General features: G+C 49.5%; 20 protein-coding genes. 12 read left to right on the forward strand and 8 right to left on the reverse strand.

The genetic code is table 11. The features are described 5' to 3' along the window. Positions 1-392: 392 nt before the first annotated feature. The 7 genes from HY774_27700 to HY774_27730 all read left to right on the forward strand — a co-directional run bounded on the left by HY774_27700 (position 393) and on the right by HY774_27730 (position 6,418). A complete protein-coding gene (locus HY774_27700; protein ID MBI4752291.1) occupies positions 393-932 on the forward strand; it encodes a hypothetical protein in 540 nt (179 codons plus the stop codon). A 56-nt stretch (positions 933-988) separates the two neighbouring features. Further along, positions 989-2,287: an RHS repeat-associated core domain-containing protein gene (locus tag HY774_27705; protein MBI4752292.1), complete on the forward strand. Its 1,299-nt coding sequence runs from the start codon at positions 989-991 to the stop codon at positions 2,285-2,287. Between the two features lie 23 nt (positions 2,288-2,310). Next, positions 2,311-2,769 (forward strand): carboxypeptidase regulatory-like domain-containing protein, encoded by a 459-nt coding sequence (locus HY774_27710; protein MBI4752293.1) that lies wholly within the window; start codon positions 2,311-2,313, stop codon positions 2,767-2,769. Positions 2,770-2,899: 130 nt separating this feature from the next. Further along, positions 2,900-3,325, forward strand: a complete 426-nt coding sequence (locus tag HY774_27715; GenBank protein MBI4752294.1) for a hypothetical protein — start codon at positions 2,900-2,902, stop codon at positions 3,323-3,325. Between the two features lie 197 nt (positions 3,326-3,522). After that, positions 3,523-4,746 (forward strand): hypothetical protein, encoded by a 1,224-nt coding sequence (locus HY774_27720; protein ID MBI4752295.1) that lies wholly within the window; start codon positions 3,523-3,525, stop codon positions 4,744-4,746. Between the two features lie 12 nt (positions 4,747-4,758). After that, entirely contained in the window at positions 4,759-5,679 is a 921-nt protein-coding gene (locus HY774_27725; protein MBI4752296.1) for a hypothetical protein, read from the forward strand. A 130-nt stretch (positions 5,680-5,809) separates the two neighbouring features. Continuing rightward, a complete protein-coding gene (locus HY774_27730; protein MBI4752297.1) occupies positions 5,810-6,418 on the forward strand; it encodes a glutathione peroxidase in 609 nt (202 codons plus the stop codon). Positions 6,419-6,599: 181 nt separating this feature from the next. On the opposite strand, the gene HY774_27735 is transcribed toward HY774_27730, so the two are convergent. After that, a complete protein-coding gene (locus HY774_27735) occupies positions 6,600-7,151 on the reverse strand; it encodes a hypothetical protein (GenBank protein MBI4752298.1) in 552 nt (183 codons plus the stop codon). Between the two features lie 238 nt (positions 7,152-7,389). On the opposite strand from HY774_27735, the gene HY774_27740 reads away from it, so the two are divergent. The 4 genes from HY774_27740 (at position 7,390) to HY774_27755 (ending at position 10,781) form a co-directional block, all read left to right on the forward strand. After that, positions 7,390-8,778 carry a threonine synthase gene (locus HY774_27740; protein ID MBI4752299.1) on the forward strand — a complete coding sequence of 463 codons (1,389 nt, stop codon included), beginning with the start codon at positions 7,390-7,392 and terminating at the stop codon, positions 8,776-8,778. A gap of 7 nt (positions 8,779-8,785) precedes the next feature. Next, positions 8,786-9,256, forward strand: coding sequence for a twin-arginine translocase TatA/TatE family subunit (locus HY774_27745; GenBank protein ID MBI4752300.1), 471 nt, complete (start codon positions 8,786-8,788; stop codon positions 9,254-9,256). Positions 9,257-9,466: 210 nt separating this feature from the next. Further along, a complete protein-coding gene (gene tatC / locus HY774_27750; GenBank protein MBI4752301.1) occupies positions 9,467-10,510 on the forward strand; it encodes a twin-arginine translocase subunit TatC in 1,044 nt (347 codons plus the stop codon). Between the two features lie 28 nt (positions 10,511-10,538). After that, entirely contained in the window at positions 10,539-10,781 is a 243-nt protein-coding gene (locus HY774_27755) for a hypothetical protein (protein ID MBI4752302.1), read from the forward strand. A gap of 53 nt (positions 10,782-10,834) precedes the next feature. On the opposite strand, the gene HY774_27760 is transcribed toward HY774_27755, so the two are convergent. The 7 genes from HY774_27760 to xdhA all read right to left on the reverse strand — a co-directional run bounded on the left by HY774_27760 (position 10,835) and on the right by xdhA (position 22,804). Further along, a complete protein-coding gene (locus HY774_27760) occupies positions 10,835-12,250 on the reverse strand; it encodes a class I SAM-dependent methyltransferase (protein MBI4752303.1) in 1,416 nt (471 codons plus the stop codon). A gap of 40 nt (positions 12,251-12,290) precedes the next feature. Further along, a complete protein-coding gene (locus tag HY774_27765; GenBank protein ID MBI4752304.1) occupies positions 12,291-13,571 on the reverse strand; it encodes a hypothetical protein in 1,281 nt (426 codons plus the stop codon). Positions 13,572-13,907: 336 nt separating this feature from the next. Continuing rightward, positions 13,908-15,299, reverse strand: coding sequence for a cysteine--tRNA ligase (locus HY774_27770; protein ID MBI4752305.1), 1,392 nt, complete (start codon positions 15,297-15,299; stop codon positions 13,908-13,910). 194 nt (positions 15,300-15,493) lie between these two features. Next, positions 15,494-17,773, reverse strand: a complete 2,280-nt coding sequence (locus tag HY774_27775; GenBank protein ID MBI4752306.1) for a response regulator — start codon at positions 17,771-17,773, stop codon at positions 15,494-15,496. 193 nt (positions 17,774-17,966) lie between these two features. Next, positions 17,967-18,770: a xanthine dehydrogenase accessory protein XdhC gene (gene xdhC, locus HY774_27780; GenBank protein MBI4752307.1), complete on the reverse strand. Its 804-nt coding sequence runs from the start codon at positions 18,768-18,770 to the stop codon at positions 17,967-17,969. A gap of 273 nt (positions 18,771-19,043) precedes the next feature. Next, entirely contained in the window at positions 19,044-21,380 is a 2,337-nt protein-coding gene (gene xdhB / locus HY774_27785; protein MBI4752308.1) for a xanthine dehydrogenase molybdopterin binding subunit, read from the reverse strand. Further along, positions 21,368-22,804 carry a xanthine dehydrogenase small subunit gene (gene xdhA, locus HY774_27790; GenBank protein MBI4752309.1) on the reverse strand — a complete coding sequence of 479 codons (1,437 nt, stop codon included), beginning with the start codon at positions 22,802-22,804 and terminating at the stop codon, positions 21,368-21,370. Before xdhA ends, xdhB begins: the two co-directional genes overlap by 13 nt. Here xdhA and HY774_27795 point away from each other — a divergent pair. Further along, positions 22,788-23,249, forward strand: coding sequence for a hypothetical protein (locus HY774_27795; protein ID MBI4752310.1), 462 nt, complete (start codon positions 22,788-22,790; stop codon positions 23,247-23,249). The genes xdhA and HY774_27795 overlap by 17 nt on opposite strands. Positions 23,250-23,286 lie beyond the last annotated feature (37 nt).

Consider the following 23,286-nt stretch of genomic DNA (forward strand, 5'->3'; position numbering starts at 1 on the left):
CTCATCCGCGACTGCCCTCGCTTGAGTTCTCCTCAGTCTATTTGTCAAAGATCGATGGTCAACTTCTCTTCCAACCCCACCAACTTCTCAATAAACCCGGTTGGATTTTTACAGATTGAGTTCTGCGACACGCTCTAGTTACAGGTGGCGACTTTAGGAAATCTGAATCTTGGGTGCTTCAAAAATCTCCACCACGATTAAGTGTGGTGCTACCGTGCTCTAAATTTTAAGGTAAAATTAAGGATTGAAAGGATCTGTTTAATCAGCAATCTACAATAAGTGGTCTGAGCAATCGGGACCTGAGCATTTGAGTTTAAAAACAAGTGCTTCTTTCATCCTTTATTCGCGCCATTAACCAAAGAAAGTTATCAAGTTCAAATATGTGTAGCAAAATGAATATCTTAGGCTTTACCTTATTGTTTCTGCTGTTGACAGTTTCTTACCAAGCAACATCCCCGAAAGAGCCTGTGTCTCGACAAATTGCTGCAACTAAAATAGTTAATGATGGTGGTTGGGACATCCCATTTATCAACCAAAGTTCAAAGCTAAACCAGATTAAAATTGAAGAAAAACCTTATCCGGGCCTCCCGCCCTTTTCAGTTAAAATAACCACTTACCAACCCCAAAAACCTAAAAAGAAAGACTTAAACCTACAAAAGTTGCCATTTTTTACCATTAATGGAGACAAATTACATGTCCATCAAGCACATCTTTTGATCACTGAAATTGTTCAATACTCAGTTGAAAACAAGATTTTTAGATATCAGGTTACAGGTTATAGCGTAGTTGACACGCCTCAAGGCGTAGATTTAGGCGCACAATATTTTCTCTATTTCTTTGATATGGACGGGGACGGTAAGTTTGAAACACTAGATTATGAACCCGGTCTCCCACCAAAACGAATCCCCAAATGGGTAATTCCGAACAAATAAAAACCGAAAAGGACTAGGCCGCTAAGATTAGGTAATCTGACGACGCGGAAAACCGGATGGTGGAAGCGGTGGTCAACGCAGTCACAACCAGTTACCGCTATGACGGAGAAGGTCGCCGCCTCAAGAAAACGGTCGGCACGGCGGTCACCCGGTTTGTCTACGGAATGGGTGGAGAGTTGGTCGCCGAACACGAAGGCGTGACGGCTTCGCCTTCAACCCCAACCAAAGAATATGTGTACGGGCCTACGGGGATGCTGGCGGAAGTCACCGGAAGTGCGGTCAACTTCCTGACGCCGGATCATCTTGGGTCGCCGAGGGTACTCACCAGCCAGAATGGCATCGTCGTCAACCGAAGGGACTTCTTCCCCTTTGGAGAAGACATCGCGGTTGGGGTGGGTGGACGAACGGCGGGGATGGGCTACGGGACAGACTCGTTGCGGCAGCGGTTCACTGGCTATGAGCGGGATGAGGAAACGGGGTTGGACTTCGCCCAGGCCAGGTACTATGCCAACACGTTGGGGCGGTTTCAGAGTGCGGATCCGCTTTACTTTCAAGGAATGATGGTAATTGACCCACAACAATTCAACGGCTATGTATATACGCGGAATAACCCACTGAAATGGATAGATCCAACTGGAGAGCGCCTTTTTTTAGGTGGGAATATCAACTGGCTGGTGTCAAATGTTCTTTATGAACTGGCTGGTGGGCAAGGACAATTTCAAACTTACTTCCAGGTTCAAGATGGGCAAGTAATTCTCCGTGAAGGAGCTGACTTGTCACAAGCAAACTCTGGAGTTCAATTACTTGTGGAATTGGTTCAGTCAAATGAAAACTACCTTTTCTTTGCTGACTCAAATGGTGCTGCTGCTGCTGATTTATTTCAAGGCTCAAGAGACAATAAAGGGCGCCTGACACAGATGGGTAAATCTTTAGCTATCAGGTTTAACGGAAGTACCTCACAAACCGGTGGTGTTGGTTATTTGCTTGGCACAAGGGGAAGACCTAATCAATTACAACCAGCAAATCTTTCAAATGGTGATTCTGTTTTTTCTGTTATCGCTTACAACACAAACTTGGTGCAAACTCAGGTAGGAATTAATGTAAGCAGTATTTTCCCTGGTGCCGCATCCTCTCCTGAAGTCAACGGACAAATAGAAGGAATGGGGCATATTATTCGACCTGTTAGCTTTTTTATCCATGAAGCGAGTGAAAACCGGAAATTCGAAGAAATTGGGCCAAAATATGAAACAGCACACCATCATGCTATCCGACGTGAAGGTATCATCAGGCAAGAGCTTCGAATTGGTGGTGGGTTTGCAGGGGCGATAATACAGTCTGTAGTTAAAAAACCATAGTTCGGAGGTTGGAAAAACAGGATATGAAACAGTTTGTTGCTATCTGGCTAGGTCTTTGGTTTTTCTCCCAGGCTACAGGGCATCAATGTCGCTGCAAACCACCTGAACCAAATAAAACAACACACCCAGGTGGAAATGAGATAATTACTGTCATGGAGCAAGTTCCATATAAATGCATTGAAGGTCGGGTGCAAAATATTGGTGGTCAAGCATTAAAAGATGTTTTGGTTGAGGTTCTTGACAGACCAGAATGGATCACCAAAGGGCTGGTTGCATCACCAGTTGGCCAAAAGAGAATTAAAGCCTGCAAAACAGATGCGTTGGGAAGATTTTGCTTCCACAATATTCCAGCAGGTAAATATGAAATATGTGCCAGCAAAGACTCTGAGTGGAATCCATCTCATGTTTATGTAGTTGTCCAACCTCACAACCGAAAAGCAACAAAGAAAAAATTGGTTATTCACCTCACACCAGGAAGCTAAATTTTTAGGGTGAAATGCCTTGATGTTTTGCTTGACTAGGTTCTGCTCAGGAATTCTCTGTTTTCCGAACAAAGAATTGCTGGTTAAGACCAAGATCAAGAATTATCTTCTTGCAATTCACTGATCCTTAGTGAGCTATGATCCGGCTGGAAACGTGATCATTGATAATGGAAAGAGCTTCAAGTACGACGCGGAAAACCGGATGGTGGAAGCGGTGGTCAACGGCGTCACGACCAGCTACCGCTACGATGGAGAAGGCCGAAGAATCAAGAAAACGGTCAGCACGGCGGTCACCAGATTTGTCTACGGAATGGGTGGAGAGTTGGTCGCCGAACACGAAGGCGCGACGGCTTCGCCTTCAACCCCAACCAAGGAATATGTGTACGGGCCGACGGGGATGCTCGCGGAAGTCAGCGGAAGTGCGATCAATTTCCTGACGCCGGACCACCTTGGGTCGCCACGGGTACTCACCAGCCAAAATGGCATCGTGGTCAACCGACGGGATTTCTTCCCAAGACATCGCGGTTGGGGTCGGCGGACACCAGGGGAGCGATGAAGTAGTCAACAGGTGATGATTCTTTTCAGCCAAATCCCAAAATCAATGCACAGGGACGACGATCAGGTCGTCCTTTTTCATTTTCGGCTCTTCCCTGCTGTAACCAACTGAATCCAGTTGACGTTAGAAAGAAGGCACAGCTAAGCTTGGAAGTTCAATTCCAATCACCCAAATAACCAATTTTTCCGGGAGATACTATGGCACTGACACGCTTGTCTCAGTCACTAACCGCTGTCCCACGACTGCATCATTATCACTTTTGCTTTGCACTTATCCTGAGCCTGGGAGTGCTGTTTTCAAGTGCCTGCAGCACGGGCGCCAGCAGCACCAGGGAGACAGGTCCTCCGCGCGTTGAACTCAATGAGCAACTCAAAACCAAACTTGGCCCGGATGACGGGTATGCGCTGGCCCTCATGTATGGGGCTGACCTGGGCGGGAATCTGGATGATTGCGGATGTAAAGCCCACCCGATGGGTGGTCTGGCCTGGCGCATGGGATACAAGGAAGGCTTTCGGGCAATGACTCCGGAAGTACCCGCGCTCCAACTTGATGCCGGACATATGTTTGCCGACGCCGGCGGCAGTGATTCGGGCTTATTCCTCGACAGCATCGAACGCAATAAGTGGGTCTTAAAAGGGTATGGCCAGGCAGGGTTTGCCGCCGCCAACATTAGTGCTCGTGATGCTGGATACCTTCCCGACATCTTCAAGAAAACCGGCTTTGACGAACGGGTCAAAGAACTTCCATTTATCCAAAAACTGGTTTCAGCCAATGTCAAAACCAGTGGCGGAGACCTTGGGCAACCCAAAGAATATTTGATTGAAGAAATTGACTCGAAACGGGCCGGGAAAACAGTTCGGGTGGGTATTACCGGCGTCACGACCGGCAACGCCCCTACCTGGGCCGGATGCGTGATTGAATCTCCGACCGAAGCTCTTAAACGGGTGGTCGGCGAATTGCGTGGTAAATCCGATCTGGTGGTGGTCCTGGCCTACGCGCAACCCCAGGACGTTGAAAAGCTGGCGACGGATGTGCCAGGAATTGACATTCTGATTGGCGCTCAAAGTGGAATGGGCGGCAAAGAAGTGAAGAAAATCGGCCAAACCACAGTGGTCTATACCTTTACCCAAACCAAGGAACTGGGCGACCTGCGGGTGTATTTCTCACCTGACGGGAAAGTCAAAGACCTTAAAAACAAGTTTGTGATCTTAGATAAAGAAATTCCGAAAGACCCAATGGCGACTACGATTGTGGCTGATGCCAAAACCGCCATTGAAACGGCTCAGCGAGCGCAAATGGGGACGCAAGGATCGCTTCCTGTCGGTCCAGGGCTTTCAACGCCGCAACCGGCAACTCAACCAGCAACTCCGGCCACGCCACTGGTAGCACCGCCTGCCAATGATCTTCCAGCAAAGAAATAAACCAATTTGCGCATGAATTCATCAGGGAAATCACTGCACATCGCCTGGGGGCTCGCCATCGTGTTGGGCTGCATTCTACTTGTGGCGGGCCTCCTCAAAATCTACGAACCGCTCCAATTCGTCAAACATATCGCGGACTACAAAATCCTGCCCTGGCCAACGTCCCACCTGCTGGTGGCCTGGACGATGCTCATCGTCGAGTGTGCGTTGGGGGCAGCTTTAATCGTGGGGTATCGAATGCGCTTGACCTTAATTTTTTCGTCACTGTTGTTTCTGGCCTTTTTGGGCGCGGTTGGATGGGCCTGGATGACAGGTGCTACGGCGGATTGCGGCTGTTTTGGCTCCTGGGCCAAACGAACGCCCGGCGAGGCATTTGTCGAAGATTTACTGATGCTTGGCGGTAGCATTGCGGCGTTCTGGCTGGTTCGCAAACAACCTGTCAGCCAGCACAATGGAATGTGGCGCGTGGCGGTCATTTCAGCCTTTGCCGCAATTGGGCTGGTGCTCCCACTCAATTTCGGGATTCTTTCCACGCCGGCTGCCGAAGCCCAAAAAGCGGAACAGTCCATTGCCGATTTGAAAATTACCGGCATTTCGGTCAACCTCAAACAAGGCACCCACGTGGTGGCCTTTATGTTGACCGAATGTGAGCACTGTCAGGCGAGTGTCCCAACCTTTAATTCCTACCTGACGACCAAAAATGTACCGAACTTTGTGGCCTTGTGCCCGGATGAAGACTGGAAACGTCAGTTTTTTGCTCAGCGATATGGTGCTAAATTCCCGCTCGGCCAAATTTCAAATGATGATTTTAACCGCATTCTAGGACCAACCGGCGATACACCGCATATTGTGCTGCTCCGCAATGGCAAAATCGTCAAAACCTGGGATGTAAATGCTCCTAAAGTTGAGGAACTGCAATCCTTGAACAAATAGGCGGCTCAGTTGAAAAATCCATTTTGCTTTGTATTCAGACGCGACGAAGCTCAGAAATTTGGAACTCCAAATTCTGAGCTTTTCCCTTTTTTAATCTCTCTTTCTTTTCCCTTTTGAGGAGGGCGATGTCATGTCACGAAAGATTTTGTTCACGTTGATGCTGGCACTTCTGGTGTCAGGTGTTAGCGGGTGCTGGTTTGGAGGAAAACAACAACCCATGGTTTCAGAAGCATCAAGCATTGATTGTCCAGGTGCGTTGAATTACACGGTCAAATCCATTGAAGGTAAAGATGTTAACCTGTGTTCCTACAAAGGCAAGGTGGTGCTTATCGTCAACACGGCCTCCCAATGTGGATTCACACCGCAATATAAAGGACTCGAAGAGCTGTATCAGAAATATCGGGATCGCGGGCTGCGGATCCTGGCCTTTCCCTCAAATGATTATGGACAACAGGAACCGGGCACTAATACGGAAATTAAACAGTTTTGTGAGATGAACTATCACACCACGTTTGATTTGTTCGGCAAGGTGACCGTCAAAGGGGATGGGAAAGCCCCGCTGTTTGCCTATTTGACCTCAGGCGGCGGGAACCCCGACCTGGCCGGAGAAATTAAATGGAATTTTTCCAAGTTTCTGATTGGCCCGGATGGAAAGCTGGTCGCCCGTTTTGGGTCAAGTGTGACTCCGACCTCAACCGAACTGACATCAGCCATTGAGAGCGTGCTCAAGGCCAAATAATACCATTGAGGGCTCAGGGCATCGGGTTCAGGGGTTCGGGGAAAAACAACAAATCCGAGAAGGAAGCTTTTCCGTGGTGCTTCCTTCTCGGATTTGAAATTTTTGGGTGGACTGATGAACCAGCAAACTCAATCAAGCTCAACGTCTGGCTTCATTCATCCTTTCTTCCAGGTCATTGACCTCAGGGACGTGTCGGCAACACTGGAGCGGTTCCATTTTGGGCAGGTTCGCTGTTGGGGTTTCGGGCATCTTCAAGGAATGTCTGGATTTCCGCTTTGATTTGCTCGAAGGTTTTTTCAGGAATCGCGTTTAGGTCGGTCCCCGGAGAGCGCCAGCCTTTGATCGTTGGCTCACCCATCAAAAACTGACCATATTGCCAGTTGAGCGTTCGGTAGAGGGTTTGTTCATAGGTCAGAAATACCAGAAACTCCTGGCCTTTCACATAAACATCCATAGCACAGTACACTTTGCTGGCTGCCCAAACAGTCACTTCTTTGAGCCGGGTATCACCTTTGAGTATTTCTAAAATTTCAAGGGTGACCAGTTGGCCATACATCGGATCACGAATCGCTTTGACTTTTTTGACTCGCACCCGGCTGATTAAATCAGCCTGGACCGTCAACTCACGGGCATCCATGACCCGCAAACGACACTGAGCTGTGGTGTCGGCTTGAAAAACTGGGACGCACACCCCAGATAATAAAAGGATTAGGCTTAAAAACAGAATTCTCATGTGAGGATAATTGAAGCGTGTAAAGTAGGACTTTTCAGGAAAGATTGAATTGTGCATTGTACCTTAAATCTCTAATTTTGAAAGAGTGTCGTTCAAAGAAATCATTTTTGGGCTTGCACTCGGGCTGGATTTCCACCACAGTTTGATTCTTTGATCGGGGTCGGCTGTTGTACAGGCTTCCGGTTAAACCTGAATCTCCTCATTTTGTTCCCAAACTACTCCTCTTCTGTTCACGGCTATGTCTACCTCATCAATTGTGAAATTCCCGGCACTCAGCCAGGTTTGTTTAAAATGTATTGCCTGCGAGTCCACTTTTGACACGGCTCAAAATCTGTACACCTGCGAAAAGTGCGGTGATTTGCTTGATGTTTCCTATGAATGGAACTCACGCCTGGTCTCGGACTATCGAAAACTGTTCGATACCCGCCGGGCATCGGCAAATCCGCTGGATATCAGCGGCGTCTGGCGCTTTCGGGAACTCCTCCCCTTCTATACCTCCGAATCACAAATTGTGACCATGTTTGAAGGCAACACCGCCATGTTTGATGCGCCTCGGAGCGCACAATATGCCGGGTTGCGCCAGTTGCGGTTGAAACATCAGGGATTAAATCCCACTGGTTCTTTCAAAGATAATGGCATGACCACCGGCACGACTCAGGCCAATCGGATGCACGCCAGGGCGGTTGCCTGTGCCAGTACGGGCAATACGTCGGCATCAATGGCAGCCTATGCGGCTCGTGCGGGAATGAAAGGCATTGTGTTTATCCCTGGTGGTCAGATTGCCTATGGGAAACTCTCACAAAGCATGGACTATGGGGCGATGACGCTTCAGATTGATGGTGATTTTGATGCGGCCATGAGTATCGTCCAGGAGATTGCCCGGGAAACGGATATCTATTTGTTAAATTCGATCAATCCATTTCGATTGGAAGGCCAGAAAACCATTGCCTTTGAGATGCTCCAGCAACTGCAATGGCAGGTTCCAGACCGGGTTGTCTTGCCTGGCGGAAACCTCGGGAATAGTTCGGCGATTGGGAAGGGTTTGAAGGAAATGTATTCACTTGGTGTCATTGATCGCCTTCCCAAAATCACCATCATTCAAGCTGAAGGAGCCAGTCCGCTGGCGCAGTACTGGTCCAGTCCATCGGGAACCCCTTTCAAATCAGTCGAAAAGGCCACAACGCTGGCCACGGCGATCAAAATTGGCAATCCGGTTTCCTGGGCAAAAGCCATTCGGGCACTTGAGTGGACCAACGGCACCTGCATTTCCGTGTCAGAACAGGAAATCGCCGATGCCAAAGCCATGATCGGACGCGATGGCATTGGGTGTGAACCAGCCTCGGCCACAACCGTCGCTGGAATCAGAAAGATGGTCGCCGCTGGACAACTGGATCCGGATGAAGTTGTGGTCGGCATCCTGACTGGAAATGTGCTCAAAGATCCTGATTACACGATCCAATATCACTTAGGAGAACTTTATCAAAAGTCCGAACGTCGAACTGAGATCGTAAAGGCAGACTCTCTCCTTCATTCAACGTTTGCCAACCAACCAATCCAGGTTGCGGCTGACAAAAAAGAGATTTACAAGGTGCTTGAACACATTCTTTCAGAGGAACACAACAACTGAGGTCGCTATGTTTGGTTTAAGTTTTACGGAACTGGTGTTTATTTTTTTTGTGGCACTTTTGATTTTCGGTCCGCGCAAACTGCCCGAAATTGGTCGCACCCTGGGAAAAATGATGAATCAATTTCGACAGGCGTCAAATGAGTTCAAACGCGCCTGGGAAGCCGAAGTTGACCTTGAATCCACCCGGCAAGCCCTCCAGGTGGTTAAAGACCCAATCGGTTCCATTGTTCCCGCCGTTACAGCTTCCCTGACGGCCCCGTTAGGGTCCAAACCAGCCGTTTCACTGGCCAAAGCTGAATCCTCCGGTCCGACTGATCCTCCGCCCCCAACCATTGAAGAGTTTATTCCCCCAGCACCCGAAATTTCGGCCAGCCCAGTTGCAGTCAGCCGAGGTCGTTCGGCGGCTTCCGTGGCCTCACGTCCGACTCCCTCACCTCAACCCACAATCAGCCCGGTTATCGAAGGATTTGAGGGCTAAATACCATGGAGTCAGTAGCCAGTAGTCAGTAGCCAGTAGTTCGCTAAGTTTATTTGATTGAATTACTTGACTGTCTTCTCATACAAGTATTCCATTGGAAAATGGTATTATTCCACTTTTACATCAACATCTGGTAGTTACAGAAAGCGAAATGGTTGGAAGCGTTGAATTTCCTCAACCTCAACCATTGAGCCCTTATTGATATTCTTTATGGCAGAAACACCGATAACCCAAGGCACAACCGAACTGGAACCCGAAGGCGCCATGGGGTTCCTCGATCATCTCGAAGAACTCCGCCAGCGCATTTTTAGTGTCGCAATTTTTCTCGTGGTGGCCTTTCTGGTGTGCTGGGGATTTTCAAAACCGATTTATAATTTTCTCTCGGTCCCCGTCTCTGAAGCGCTCCGCAAAGCCAAGTTTATGGCGGTCAAAGCCACCAGCCGGGTTCAGGAATTAAAAGAACTGGAAAACGGCAAGGTTGTAACTTTTATTTTTGAAAAAGGAGTGACGGTTGAAAAGGTAAGTATTCCGACCGGCACCACGGTTCAGGCAAAGGTTGTCCGAGATCCCGGCCAGCCGCTCCGCATGGTAACAATTCAGCCCATCGTGATTGGGAAACGCATTTTGCCTGAAGGATTTCAATTGCCTTCCGACCTGCTTCCGCCAGATACCGACCCTGCAAGTCAACTGGTGGTTCACACCGTGCAGGGGGCCTTTAACCTGTATGTCAAAGTGGCTTTTTACGCCGCGATTTTCTTTTCAATCCCTTACATTCTCTATCAGATTTATATTTTTGTGTCTCCGGGGCTGTATGAACACGAAAAAAGCTATGTCTGGCCAGTGATCATCATGGGGACGTTTTTCTTCCTGCTTGGGGCGACATTCGGCTATTACATCGCCTTTCCAAGGGCCTGTGATTTCCTTATCGGCGAAGCCGAAAACTTCCAACCCTATATCGAAGCCAATGAATACTTTGACCTGATCATCACCATTATTCTCGGGTTAGGATTAGTCTTTGAAATTCCGACCGTGGTGTATTTTCTCGCGCGATTGGGGCTGGTCACGGCTGGATTCTTGCTCAGAATGTGGCGGTTTGCCGTGGTCGCGATTCTGATTTTAGCCGCCGTTCTCTCCCCCACTTCCGATATCCCCAACATGATGATTTTTGCCGTTCCAATGCTGTTGTTGTACTACTTCAGCGTCGGCATTGCCTTTGTGTTTAACCGTCCCCGAAAGGAAGTGGTTAGTGGTTAGTGGTGCCAGTTAAGGGTTGAAGCCGGTTTTGGTTCTCAGCCCAGGAACTGGGTGTCGGCTCGTAGCCCAGGGCGAGTCTTCGAGCCCTGGGAATCTGGTCATTCCCCACCCTTTTCCCGCCCAGCCAGCCGCCGTAGGCGGCGGCTGGCTGGGCGGGGGAAATCTGGATCTGACCTGCATCCGGTGGTGGCGCGTCCAAAGCGACGCTGACCACCGGCTAACTTTGCTCCATCCCTTCGGGATGAAAACCAAAAACCACTTCAAACCTTAACTGGCATCACTAACCACTAACCACTTTCTTCATTCTTCATTCTTCATTCTTCTTCACTGTGGCGTCCATTTTTTCTGATAAATAATCACTCCGGAGCGGCGCATGGCCTCTGAGCCAAAAAGTCGGAGTGACAGTGTTTTGGCATCAAAAAAGCCACGCTCTCGCAGCCACGATTTGGCATCAAAGTCATGATCAAAGTGCATGGGATGGGCTTTGGTTGGCCCAAAAGCGATAGAGGCCACCAGTTTCCCTCCGGGGGCCAACCGGCTGACCAAAAATTCCAGCGTTTCAACCGGGTCAGCTAAATGCTCAAGCACATCCAATAGAATAATGGTGTCATACTGGCTCTCCAGGCGACGGCGGTCACTGGCAAAGGTGATCCGGAGTTTTCGTTCACGAGCACGCCAACGGGCAAACTGTTGTGTTTCCCCATCAACATCAAAGTAGGTCACTTCACGATCCCCGCGTGCGGCCAGTTCTAACGAGAGGTCCCCAATACCCGCACCGTAATCCAACACCCGGCCACGGGCCTGTGAGATCACATCCAGGGTAAACACTATGTGCTTGTAAGCCAGGTGAAATTGCGCCAGGTCATAGATGTAATAGCCTGAATTTTGTCGGTACCAGGTTTCAAGTTCTTCAGGCGTCGTTGGCGGCTGGGCATTCCAGCTCGCAGCCAACGCACCCGTGCTGGTTAACAGTGCTTCCTGAATGTGTTCCGGGGTTTCACCAGTAAAATCCACCAGTGAAAAGAGCATGTCTTCCAGGTTCTTCCGATGTCGATCCCGAGCCATCCAGCACAGGGCCAGCGAGACAATCATCCACGAAGTCACGGACCCAATATGTGGCCCCTGCCCTCCCACAAACCAGAGGAGTCCCGCGACACCAATCACAATCACCGGAATCAGGGCTAATTGCTTTTGAGACAAGAGCAAAATCAGCAAATGGACGGCCATCGCCGTTAACAATACCCCGGTTTCAAGGGTCAGAACTTTATTGCTAAGGAGCAATCCAAGGCCAAGGCTATCACCCGCCGCATAGACAAAGGGAATGTAGCTAAGTAATTCCGGCTTTTTTTGCTTGCGCTGAACCTGTCGAAAAACCTCACGCACCGCCCAGTTGGTTGACAACACAAACCCCGCCGCGCCAACCATCAACCCACAATCCTTGAGTGACCGACCAACCAGCGGCGTTGAAAGCAAGAACAACCCACCCAAAATCCATCGGATTCGGATGGTCCAGGAATACTTTTTGTGTTCTTCAATGGTAAGGAAAAGATACTTGGGGAGGTAAAAAACAGCGATGCTAAGGGCAATTGCGAGCAGCGTCAATTTGGTGATGTTGCCCCAGCTCAACAATCGGCGAGTGACATTCACCAGGACCCCAAAAAAAACAAGGTTGAGGGCGATCATCCCGACCCCAACCTGCGCATACTGATTCAGAAATGTTTCTTGCTGACGATAATTCACAGTGGCTTCAGAGTTTAGCCAACCGGCAGAAATCCCAGAATTAAACGTGGACACCCAGCCGATCAGCACATTTGAAAATTGAAAGCCCTAACACACAGGCAATCATTGAAGTGAAAAAGAATTCAAGTGGTTTAAAAACAGCGTACCCAACAATCGGAAGACCCAGAATGCCAGTAATGGCACCCACCACTTTGAGAATAACAAAGACCAATTCAATTCCAAAATACATCAACCAAACTTTGGCATAGACAACACCCATCCGTTTGATGGTATCAAGCCCAACGAGTGGGTTCATCACCGCCCCAAACGACTGACTAAACCCGGCCACAAGCATCGCCATTGGGTAATAAAACACAGCCCACAGAAGTGATAGGGTTCCCAACAATCCAAATGAAAAAGGCCAGAGAAGCAATGGAGCATCACCTAACGACATGCCGATGGTGTCATCAATACCAGTTGTTCGCACGATAAGTGCTGGTCCAAACACAATCAACCAGACACTGATGCCAAGAAAGGCAACCCCTCTCAAATCTTCAAAATCAAGGAGCACGCTTTCCTCCAGGCGACCATCAGAAATCCGTCGAATGATAATCGAGAGATACCCAACCATCATCAAACTGGCTATTCCATCGTGGATGAATCCAATTGCAGTAATCATGAATGCGGCAATGGCAAACATCACGAAGTGTTTAAATGGGTAGGCCAACGATTGAACGAGATCCTCCATTCCAAAGCCGGATTTCTGAAACGACTGGCGCTGCATTTGCTTTGTGGCTTCAGAGTATTTTTGACAAAGCTGGCCACAAAGGGAACAAATCGCACCGGAAGCAACAGCATTGACACATCCTTTGCACAAGACGGCACCGCAGCCCCGGCAGAGATATTCGGGTGCTGATTGCGGGTGGTTATGGCACACGGCGGTTGCCACTCCACCAGTTCCAGGTTGACTATAGGCGGCATACGAAGCGGCCTGACTTCCAGTCGCTCGGCTTGCTCCGACGGCACCATAGCTGGCACCTGCCCCGGCAGCACTAGCCTGATGCTGGCCGGCGCCATGCCCGGCACCGCCGCTGTGGGAGTATGAGGCCCCAGTACTTTGAGCCGCTCCACCTACCGGCGCGGGTGTGGCCTGGCCAGTGGCGCCACTCAACAAATTCCGAATCATTGGAATATTTTTGGCCTCGGTCCAGGCAAGATTACCGCGTTTGACTTTATCACCGGGCTGAACATACCCATCTTGAACCCAGGCTTTCATGGTTTCAGTATCCGCTTCGTAAATCTGTCCCTCGATTTCAACTTGCCAAATTTCGTTGGTGCTCATAAAACCTCGATTTTTCAGTAAATTTTGTTCAGTTCACAGGCACCGGTGCGGGCAAAACCCTTTCGGTCAGGAGTTAAACTCAACAGAACCAGAGTTCTGCATGGTGTGAACTAAAACTCTATTGCATCACACACTTTGACTGTAACTGCTTCTAATATCCAGAGAAAAAACAGGTACTCCCTTTTTTAGCGCACTCTGGCTTCATTCGTCCATATGAAAAATATGAATATTCTAAAACTGAGTAATTTTTCTTCACTTAAAATGAAAAAGGGCACAGCAAGCTGTGCCCTTTTTGAATGTGAGCGCCGTTCAAAGCAACAGCGCCCATTCATCATTTTACTTTCGTTTCCAGCGTGTGCCGTCACGAGTGTCTTCAAGGATGATCCCACGGTCAGCCAGAATCTGGCGAATTTCATCTGACCGGGCAAAGTTTTTGGCTTTGCGGGCGGCAAGACGTTCATCCACCAGCGCCTGGATTTCGGCATCCAGGCTTTCATCCACAAACGGATCAAAAAAGCCAAACACACCATCCATCTTGCCCAGGACCTCAAGCCCGAGCGTTTTGGCCTTTTCGGTCAGTCGTTCTTCGGCCATTGCCCGATTGAGCGCCGTTTCAAGCAGTGTCACCGCCGCCAGCCCCTGAGCCGTGTTGAGATCATCATCCATTCCGGCTTCAAACGCCTCCTGTGACTTCTGAATCTCGTACAGCAGCGCCGTGTCGTCAGATTCAACAGGTCTGGCCTCGCGTAACCGTCGGGCAAAGTCGGTCAACCGTTCAAGTCTTCGCGACATGCCTTCCAGTCCATCAATGGTAAAATTGAGCGATTTGCGATACGGCACTGAAATCAACGCCAGCCGAATCGCCCGTGGGTGATAGCCTTTTTCAAGCAAATCACGCACGGTAAAGAAATTCCCAAGCCGTTTTGCCATCTTGCCGCCGTTGATTTGCAGGTGTTCGGCGTGCAGCCAGTATTTGACAAATGGCTTGCCGCTTGCGCCTTCGGATTGGGCAATTTCGTTTTCGTGGTGTGGAAAAACAAGGTCCACCCCGCCGCAGTGGATGTCAAATGATTCGCCAAGATATTTCATTGACATCGCCGAGCATTCGAGATGCCAGCCAGGACGGCCCTCGCCGAAATCAGCCGGCCAGCTTGGTTCGTTGGGTTTGACGCCTTTCCAGAGGACAAAATCACGGACGTCATCTTTTTCATATTCGTCAGTGCTGATGCGGGCACCGGCCTTGTTGCCTTCGAGCTTGGCCCCCGAAAGCTTGCCATAGCCATCAAAGGAGTTGATCCGGAAATAGACTGAGCCTTCGCTTTCATAAGCATGCCCGTTCTGTATCAGTGAATGAACCAGTTCGACCATCTCCGGAATATGATCCGTTGCGCGGACGATATGGTGAGGAAACTGCATATCGAGCTGCTTCATGTCCTCCAGAAAATACTGCAGGTATTCATCGGTAAATGTCCGAATGTTCTGCCCGGTCTGGTTGGCACGCTCGATGATTTTGTCGTCAATATCGGTGATGTTCATCACAAACGTCACCTGATATCCACGATATTTCAGGTAGCGGTGGAGCACATCGGTAAACAAAAATGAGCGAAAATTTCCGATGTGGGCAAAGTCATACACCGTCGGGCCGCAGCTATACATGCGAACGATGTTGTCTTCGAGAGGGGTAAATGCTTCGAGTTGACTGGTTAAAGTATTGAAAAATTTCAGCATACGTTTGTTTTTTCGCTATTGTCAGTCGTGAGTCCCAGGGCTGGCAACTCACCGGTTTTTCGAGGAGCCTGGGGTGGCACCGTTTTTCAAAATAAATCTCACGATGCAGCCCCAGGTCAGTTCATTCAACTGAATCCCCAGCGACAACAACCAAAAAACAACTGGCAATTATGGAGAATGGGCAACTTCAAGTTTTAGCGCCTCCTTGAGTCAAGAACTTCACGAACCTTTTGAATTAAGTCATACGGTTCAAAAGGTTTCCATAGAAAGGCGATACTTTTCAAGGGAAGACCACTTTCAAGCGGGATGTTTTTTGAATATCCCGACATAAAAATCACCTTCATTTCCGGATTTTCAGCCAGTACCTTCTGAGCCAGGTCGGGTCCGCTTAGCCTGGGCATCACCACATCCGTCACCAGAAGATCAATCTGAGCCGCCTGCTCTTTGAAAATCCGAAGCGCGGTTTCACCATTGTTGGCTTCTAAAACCTGATATCGGCACCGGCGCAAGGCTTCACAGACCAGTTTTCGAAGTTGCTCTTCATCCTCAACAATCAAGATCGTTTCCGTACCTTCAATATGCAGAGGCTCGGAATAACTGATCGGGATCAAACTGATGTCGTCATCCACGCGAGGCAGGAAAATACTAAAGGCGGTACCTTCCCCGGCTGTGCTTTCAACTTCAATGAATCCATTGCTTTGCGTGACAATTCCATACACGGTTGATAGTCCAAGGCCAGTTCCCCGCTCGGCCTTGGTGGTAAAAAACGGTTCATAGATGTGGGATTTGGTGTATTCATCCATCCCAACCCCGGTATCCGAAATTGCCAGCATCACATATGATCCGGAATGAGCATCAAGGCGTCCGTGGACAATCGCTTCGTCCAGATCAACATTCCCAGTGATGACTGACAGCATTCCTCCACCCGGCATCGCATCCCGAGCATTGACCACCAGGTTCATGATGACCTGTTCAATTTGACTTGGGTCGGCTTTCACCCGCCCCAAAGCCGGATCAAGTGATAATCCGAGTTCAATATCTTCGCTGATCAACCGTTCCAGCATTTCGCGGATGTCCAAAATCAGGGCGTTTAAATCAATCACGTGGGGTTGCAGCACCTGACGACGACTAAAAGCGAGCAGTTGACGAATCAGGGCACTTGACCGATCAGCGCTTTTCTTAATCTCTTCGACATACTGCCGTGGAACCGAATCTGCGGGCTGTGACTTTAAAAGCAACTGACTATACCCCTTGATCACCGTCAGGAGGTTGTTGAAATCATGGGCCACGCCGCCCGCCAGCCGTCCAACCGCTTCCATTTTCTGTGACCGGTGCAGCGCAACTTCGGTTTGCCGCTGCTTGGTGATGTCCACCATGACCCCACGCAGGAGTTTCGGTCTACCATCTTCACACACCACCCGGACCAGATCACGAAACCACAATTCCCGTCCGTCTGCGGCAATCATCCGATATTCAAACTCGTGGTCACGCCCTTGAATGGTTTCAGTTTTACAGTAGCGAACGGCTTCTTCCCGATCATCCGGGTGCAAATGGGATTCCCAAAAATCCGGTTCGTCCATCCAACGCTGCTTTGGATACCCAAGCAGGAGTTCAACTTGCTGGCTCACAAACTGAAAGCGAAACGTCTCGATGTCAACTTCAAAGACAATTCCATCAATCGAATTGACCAGTGCTTCAAATTTTTGCTGGGAATTCCGCAGCTCGATTTCCGCCTGCTTACGCGAAGTAATATCTCGTAAAATGGCGGTAAATCGTTTGTTTCCATGAAAATCAAACTCACTAACCGAAACTTCAAGGTTAAAAACCGAGCCATCTTTCCGGCGGGCAAATGTTTCCTGGCGGGTGGCGGAGGGCAAAAAACTCGTTTGACTTGGCAAACCTAAAATGTGCTGGATTGATTTTCCAATGGCTTCAGGAGCGGAAAACCCCAGAATTTGCTCGGCTGACGGATTAAACGATTCAATGATTCCCCACTCATCAAAGGTGACGACACCATCTGGAACATGCCGAACAAGTGACTGCAAATAGGCATTGGTTTCAGCCAGTTGCGTTTCCGCCCGGCTCGCCTGAACCAGCCGCAAGATTCGCTGACATAACACCGTGATCCGAACCGGTTTGGTTAAATAATCCGTGGCGCCAGCGCTAAAGGCTCTGGCAACCGAAGATTCATCCTCCAGTGAAGTAATAATCAGGATCGGAAGCCGGGCGCCGCCGGGTGTTTGCCGCAACTGGGCACAGAGTTCAAACCCATTCATGCCGGGCATCACGGCATCCAGCAACACAATTGAAGGGTGTTCCTTGTGAAAAATTTCAAGCGCCTTTTTCCCATTGGCGGCTTCGAAGACCGTAAATCCTGTTTTTTCAAGTGCCCGTCGCAGCACCCGCCGCAGGGCATCTTCGTCTTCGGCAACCAAAACGGATAATGGCGATTGACCTCTAGGTATTTCTTCCATGAAGTTGTCTCCAAAACCGATCAAGTAATATCAGTCAGTAGCCAGTAGTCAGTAGTCAGTAGTTCACTAAGCTTATTTGGTTAAATCACGTGACTGTTTTCTCATAAGGGGATTTCATTGCAACCTGGCATACCAGTCGAAATCGTGAAAGAGTGAAGTACCAGGCCGAAGAAATAAGGCTTTTTCTATTTCACTATTTCGCTATTTCGCTACGTTCCCCAATCAGCCTGTCCCTCTCCTGTAAAAGCTGCGCGGCAATGCTAATTGCAATTTCATGGGGGTGGTTCGACCCAAGCTTCAAGCCAATGGGGCAGAAAAACTGGTGCTGCTCTTCTTCCAATAGCCCGGCTTCAGCCACATCCTGGCGGAGTCGTTTGGCTTTGGCATCGCTTCCGATCACGCCCAGATAGGGGAAAGCCCTGGTTTTCAAAATTTCAATCAAAATGGGCTTATCGGTGGTGTGTCCCATCGTCATCAAGACAACAAAAGCATCTGCGGGAAGGTTTTTGACTTCAGCCGGCAGATCACTGGCCAGTTGTCGGGTCAGATTTGGGGCTTCAGGCAGTTTGGCCAGCCATTCCGGTCGTGGATCAAGACAGGTAAGGTGGCATTCAAGCTTGATCAGAAGCGGAATCAACGCATTGGCAATATGTCCGGCGCCAAAAATGACGATATTCCACAATCCCACATTGTGAGCTTCAAAATAAAGCTTGACGGCACCGCCACATGTCATGCCGATATCCTTGTGTAAGCTCCAGTTAACAAAATGTGTTTTCGGCTCCCAGGGACTGGCGGTCAGGAGTCGCTGGGCTTCTTCAATGGCGCGGGTCTCAACTTTCCCTCCCCCAACCGTACCATATTCCCGGCCCTGGGTAGTAACTATCATCTTTGAACCAGGATCCTGGGGCACACTTCCAACGACATCCACAACCGTCACCAAAACACAGGGGACGTGTGCTTCGATCAGTTCTGTGAGGATCGCCCAAATGGTTTGCATAGGTGGTTCAGATCCGGGGGATCATTCAGACTTGGGGGATGGGGTAGTTGAGGCGCTGGCCTCAAATTCGGGCACAGCCAGGGGCAGGGGAAAGTGAGAAGAATGAAGAAACCATTGAGTGGTTAGTGGTTAGTGGTTAGTGGTTAGTGGTTAGAAATCAATACTTTCGAAGAAGAACCAGTCACCAAAAACCAAGAACTAACCACTAACCACTGTATTTTCTTCATTTAACCACTAACCACTAACCACCTGTATTTTCTTCATTCTTCATTCTCAATTCTTCACACCTAATTCCAATGGCCGTCGAGCCAGATTGGTCAAACGGGTGAGAATTTCTTCATTCGTGGCCGGTACATGAAGCACTGGAATTTCACCATTTGAGACACAGGAAAGAGCATGTTTGACGGCTGTCCAGACTGAAATGGCCGTCAAAAATGGCGGCTCGCCAACGGCTTTGCTCCGACGCACATTGACATCATTGGTGTCGTTATCAATCCAATCCACGTTAAAAATTGCTGGTACATCCTGGATATTTGGAATTTTGTACGTGGTTGGTGAGTATGAAAGAAGGTCACCCTGAGCGTTATATTTCAATTCTTCAGAGGTAAGCCAACCAAGGCCCTGGATAAAACCACCTGTAATTTGACCACGATCAATTCCAGGATTGATTGACTTGCCAATATCCATCAATACATCACTCCGTAAAATCCGCAAGTCACCAGTAAACCGATCAATCAGCACCTCTGAAACAGCACACGCCATGGTGAAATAAAGAAACGGGTGGCCGGAGCCGGTTTCCCAATTGAAATCAACACCCTGGGTGGCATAAAAGCCGCGCTCACCGAGGCTGATTCGCTGGTGGTAGGCATACTTGACCAGATCTTTGAAGGAGAGCCGTTGGGAAGGACGCCGGTTATCGTAAATGAAACCTTCTTCAAAGCGAATATTCGCCGGTGATTTTTCCAGGTCCGGCTCCCGCGAAGCCAGGAATTCACTGGCGGCTTCGGTTAATCGGGTACGGATCCGCCGACAGGCATCCACTGCCGCTCCGCCATTTAAATCGGCACCGCTGGACGCAGCCGTGGCCGAGGCATTATTGCTTTTCTCGGTTGAAGTCGGCATGGTAATGACCCAATTTGGATCAATTGAAAACTCATCCGCCACCAGTTGTTTGATCTTGGTGTTGACACCCTGCCCCATCTCCGTGGCGCCGGTCGAAACCTGAATCGAACCATCAAGATAGATGTGAACCAACGCGCTGGCCTGGTTCAAAAATTTGGTGTTAAACGAAATCCCAAATTTGACCCCGGTACAGGAAATACCCTTGAGGTGGGTTTTGGAAACGGCGTTAAAGGCTTCGACCTCAGCCCGACGACGACGGTAGTCAGACCGCTCCAATTGCTCGTCAAACAGCCGAGGGAGCATGTTGTTCATGACAAGCTGACCGTAGGGCGTGGTATTGCGGTCCGTAATGCCATAGAGATTTGCCAGTCGAATATCAACCGGGTCCTTTTTAAGAAAGACACCGATTTCTTCCATGACGGCTTCAATCGTGGCGGCACCCTGTGGACCGCCAAACCCACGAAAGGCTGTATTTGGCGGCAGATTCGTTCGGCACACAACGCCGGTGATTTCAGCATTGGGCAGAAAATAGGCATTATCAACGTGGGTCATGGCTCGGGCCATCACTGCGGTTGAAAGATCGGCATAGGCTCCGCCATTTGAATAGATTTCAACTTTGAAGGCTGTAATACGGCCATCCTGGGTAAACCCAACCTGGTAGCGGTTTTGAAATGGGTGGCGTTTCCCGGTGACCTTCATATCGTCATCTTTGGTAAAGACAATCCGGGCTGGCCGTTTGGTTTTGAGTGCCACCAAACCCGCCATACAAGCTGGATGCGTTGCCTGGGATTCTTTTCCACCAAAGGCGCCTCCCATGCGCTTTGTGATACACACGACCTGATGAAATTGCAGACCAAGCACTTTGGCCACAATTTCCTGGACTTCGGTTGGGTGCTGGGTTGAAGAATGCACGGTCAGGGTGTTGTGTTCGCCGGGATAAACAATCGCCGCCTGGGACTCAAGGTAAAAATGATCCTGACCGCCACAGACAAAAGTGCCTTCCAACACGTGGTCAGCTTCAGCCAGTGCCGCCGTCACGTTTCCGCGGCGGATGGTTCGTTTCTGGCCTAGAAACCACCCTTTGGCAATGGCTTCGTCAATGGTGAAAATTGGGTCCAGGGGTTCAATATCAACGGTAATGGCGGCTTTGGCAGCGGTGATGGCTTCGCGGGTTTCAGCCGCAACCACCACGATTGGGTGTCCAATAAACAGGACTTCGGTTTCAGCCAGCAAGGGCTCATCCTTGAGAATCGGACCAAATTTATTGACGCCACCTAAATCGTGAGCGGTGTACACACCCACAACACCTGGCACCTGCAATGCCTGGCTGATATCAATGGATTTGATTTTCCCGTGAGCCACCGGACTCCAGAAGAAATCAACCAGTACTTCCTGGCGGGAAAAGGGCATGTCATCAATGTATATTGATTCACCGGAGACATGTCCGGCGGCTGAATCGTGTGGGATGTTTTTGCCTACGACCGACATACCGATTCCCTTTCTTCCTGTACTTCAAAATAAAATTTTTTGAGGATGTTTTCCGCCAGTTGAAAGCGGAATTCAGCCGACCCACGGACGTCTGAAATGGGGCTGATTTCCTGGCGCGCCAGTTGTCCAGCCTGTTCAATAGCGTCAAAGCTTAACTCACGACCCGTTAAAAAGGCTTCGGTTTGCGGGAGTCGCAACACAACTGGTCCGACACCACCATAAGCCATCTGAATGGAATCAACCCGATCACCATTCAGAGCCAGTTTGATTCCAGCCGTAAAGGATGAGATATCAAGGTCTTTGCGCTTTGACACTTTGTAGAGTTTGAGAATTTCGCCAGCCGCCGGTAACGGAATCAGAATTCGGGTAATCAATTCGTCCGGCCTGAGATCAAGCTGCTTATACCCAAGGTACAACTGGTTGATATCCACCAGTCGTGAGCCAGTGACTCCAGTCAATTCCACCTGGGCATGGGTGACGAACAAAAATGGTAATGAGTCGGCAATCGGTGAGCCATTGGCAATGTTGCCCGCCAGCGTTCCAGCGTGTTTGATCTGTGGAGAACCAAAGATGGATAAAATCCGATGAAATTCCGGCACCACATCACGGGTGAAATCTTCCAGGTCTTGCAGCGTCACCCGGGCGCCGACCTTGAGCAGGCCATCTTCAACCAGGAGTTCTTTGAGTTCTGAAATCTGATTGAGGCTCATCACGGTCTCGGTGACGTAGCCCCGTTTGTTGCACCACACGCCAACGTCAGTTGCCCCCTGCACGATCAAGGTTTTGGGGTGTTTGGCCTTAAAGGCCACCGCGCTGGCAATATCCACCGGGCTATAAAAAACTTTGTTTTTGAATTCAAGGTGAACCGGTCCCCGATACCGATTCAGGGTGGCCAGCATCTCCTCGGTTGGATATCGGGCTTGAAACCGGGTCAGCCGTTCGGTTTCGACCTTGAGCGCCGAAGTGATAATGGGCTCATACCCGGTGCAGCGACAGAGATTTCCGGTCAGTGCATCCTGGACCTGCCGGGCTGTCACCTGAGTCTGTTCTTCAAACAACGCGCACAGCGACATGACAAATCCCGGTGTGCAATATCCGCACTGGGCCGCGTGGTTTTCAACCATGGCTGACTGAATCGGGTTTAAGCCCCCATTTTCTTTCACGCCTTCAACCGTGATGATCGAGGTGCAATCAAGCTGATACATGGACTGAATACAGGCATTGATGGGGCGATACCGGAGCTGCTCACCTTCAACCCGTCCGATGAGCACCGTGCAGGCACCGCAATCCCCTTCAGCACACACAACCTTGGTGCCGGTTGCCCCTTGCTGATAGCGCAAAAAATCGGAAAGTGTCTGAAAAGCTTCGGCAGCCGGGAGGGTTTGCAGGATGCCGTTGAAATAGAAAATGATGGAATCCCTCATTGGAATCGTCCTAAAAAAGGTGGTTAAAGCTTGCAAATTCTTGGGAAGAGATGATTTATGTGGGGAAAGCCCGCGTGCGAAGGAACTGCTTGGGCTGCATTATACTGATATTGGTCAGGCATCCAAACTGTTTTCTTCGGGCTGTTGGGATGTATCACATTCAGAACAAAATCAGCCGCCGAGTGGTTTCCATTTTTTGGAAAACCGCTTTTCCTCTCCGTCTGGCCGAGATGAAATCCAAAAACCTGCCTTTTTGGATGCCAAGAAAATGTTTTTTCCTTCCGACAAATCCTGGTGTATGATGGGAGTTCCCTGTGGATTTCGCCTCACGACGACTCACTGCCCAATCCCATTTTTTTGTTCCAGCCCAAATGATATAAGAAATCTTGAAAGATTTTTGGTACCGTTGACACTTACAACACCAGGCACAATAAAAACCTCCTGACAAATTTGATCTCAATTTCATCACCAGAGGAATTCCC

Source organism: Acidobacteriota bacterium, assembly GCA_016208495.1.
In the GTDB taxonomy this organism is placed as follows: domain Bacteria; phylum Acidobacteriota; class Blastocatellia; order Chloracidobacteriales; family Chloracidobacteriaceae; genus JACQXX01.

Coding starts and splice junctions, on each gene's coding strand:
- HY774_27700 (MBI4752291.1), top strand. CDS start 393: ATGAATATCTTAGGCTTTACCTTATTGTTTCTGCTGTTGACAGTTTCT.
- HY774_27705 (MBI4752292.1), top strand. CDS start 989: ATGGTGGAAGCGGTGGTCAACGCAGTCACAACCAGTTACCGCTATGAC.
- HY774_27710 (MBI4752293.1), top strand. CDS start 2,311: ATGAAACAGTTTGTTGCTATCTGGCTAGGTCTTTGGTTTTTCTCCCAG.
- HY774_27720 (MBI4752295.1), top strand. CDS start 3,523: ATGGCACTGACACGCTTGTCTCAGTCACTAACCGCTGTCCCACGACTG.
- HY774_27725 (MBI4752296.1), top strand. CDS start 4,759: ATGAATTCATCAGGGAAATCACTGCACATCGCCTGGGGGCTCGCCATC.
- HY774_27730 (MBI4752297.1), top strand. CDS start 5,810: ATGTCACGAAAGATTTTGTTCACGTTGATGCTGGCACTTCTGGTGTCA.
- HY774_27735 (MBI4752298.1), bottom strand. CDS start 7,151: ATGAGAATTCTGTTTTTAAGCCTAATCCTTTTATTATCTGGGGTGTGC.
- HY774_27740 (MBI4752299.1), top strand. CDS start 7,390: ATGTCTACCTCATCAATTGTGAAATTCCCGGCACTCAGCCAGGTTTGT.
- HY774_27745 (MBI4752300.1), top strand. CDS start 8,786: ATGTTTGGTTTAAGTTTTACGGAACTGGTGTTTATTTTTTTTGTGGCA.
- tatC (MBI4752301.1), top strand. CDS start 9,467: ATGGCAGAAACACCGATAACCCAAGGCACAACCGAACTGGAACCCGAA.
- HY774_27765 (MBI4752304.1), bottom strand. CDS start 13,571: ATGAGCACCAACGAAATTTGGCAAGTTGAAATCGAGGGACAGATTTAC.
- HY774_27770 (MBI4752305.1), bottom strand. CDS start 15,299: ATGCTGAAATTTTTCAATACTTTAACCAGTCAACTCGAAGCATTTACC.
- HY774_27775 (MBI4752306.1), bottom strand. CDS start 17,773: ATGGAAGAAATACCTAGAGGTCAATCGCCATTATCCGTTTTGGTTGCC.
- xdhC (MBI4752307.1), bottom strand. CDS start 18,770: ATGCAAACCATTTGGGCGATCCTCACAGAACTGATCGAAGCACACGTC.
- xdhB (MBI4752308.1), bottom strand. CDS start 21,380: ATGTCGGTCGTAGGCAAAAACATCCCACACGATTCAGCCGCCGGACAT.
- HY774_27795 (MBI4752310.1), top strand. CDS start 22,788: ATGATGGAATCCCTCATTGGAATCGTCCTAAAAAAGGTGGTTAAAGCT.
- xdhA (MBI4752309.1), bottom strand. CDS start 22,804: ATGAGGGATTCCATCATTTTCTATTTCAACGGCATCCTGCAAACCCTC.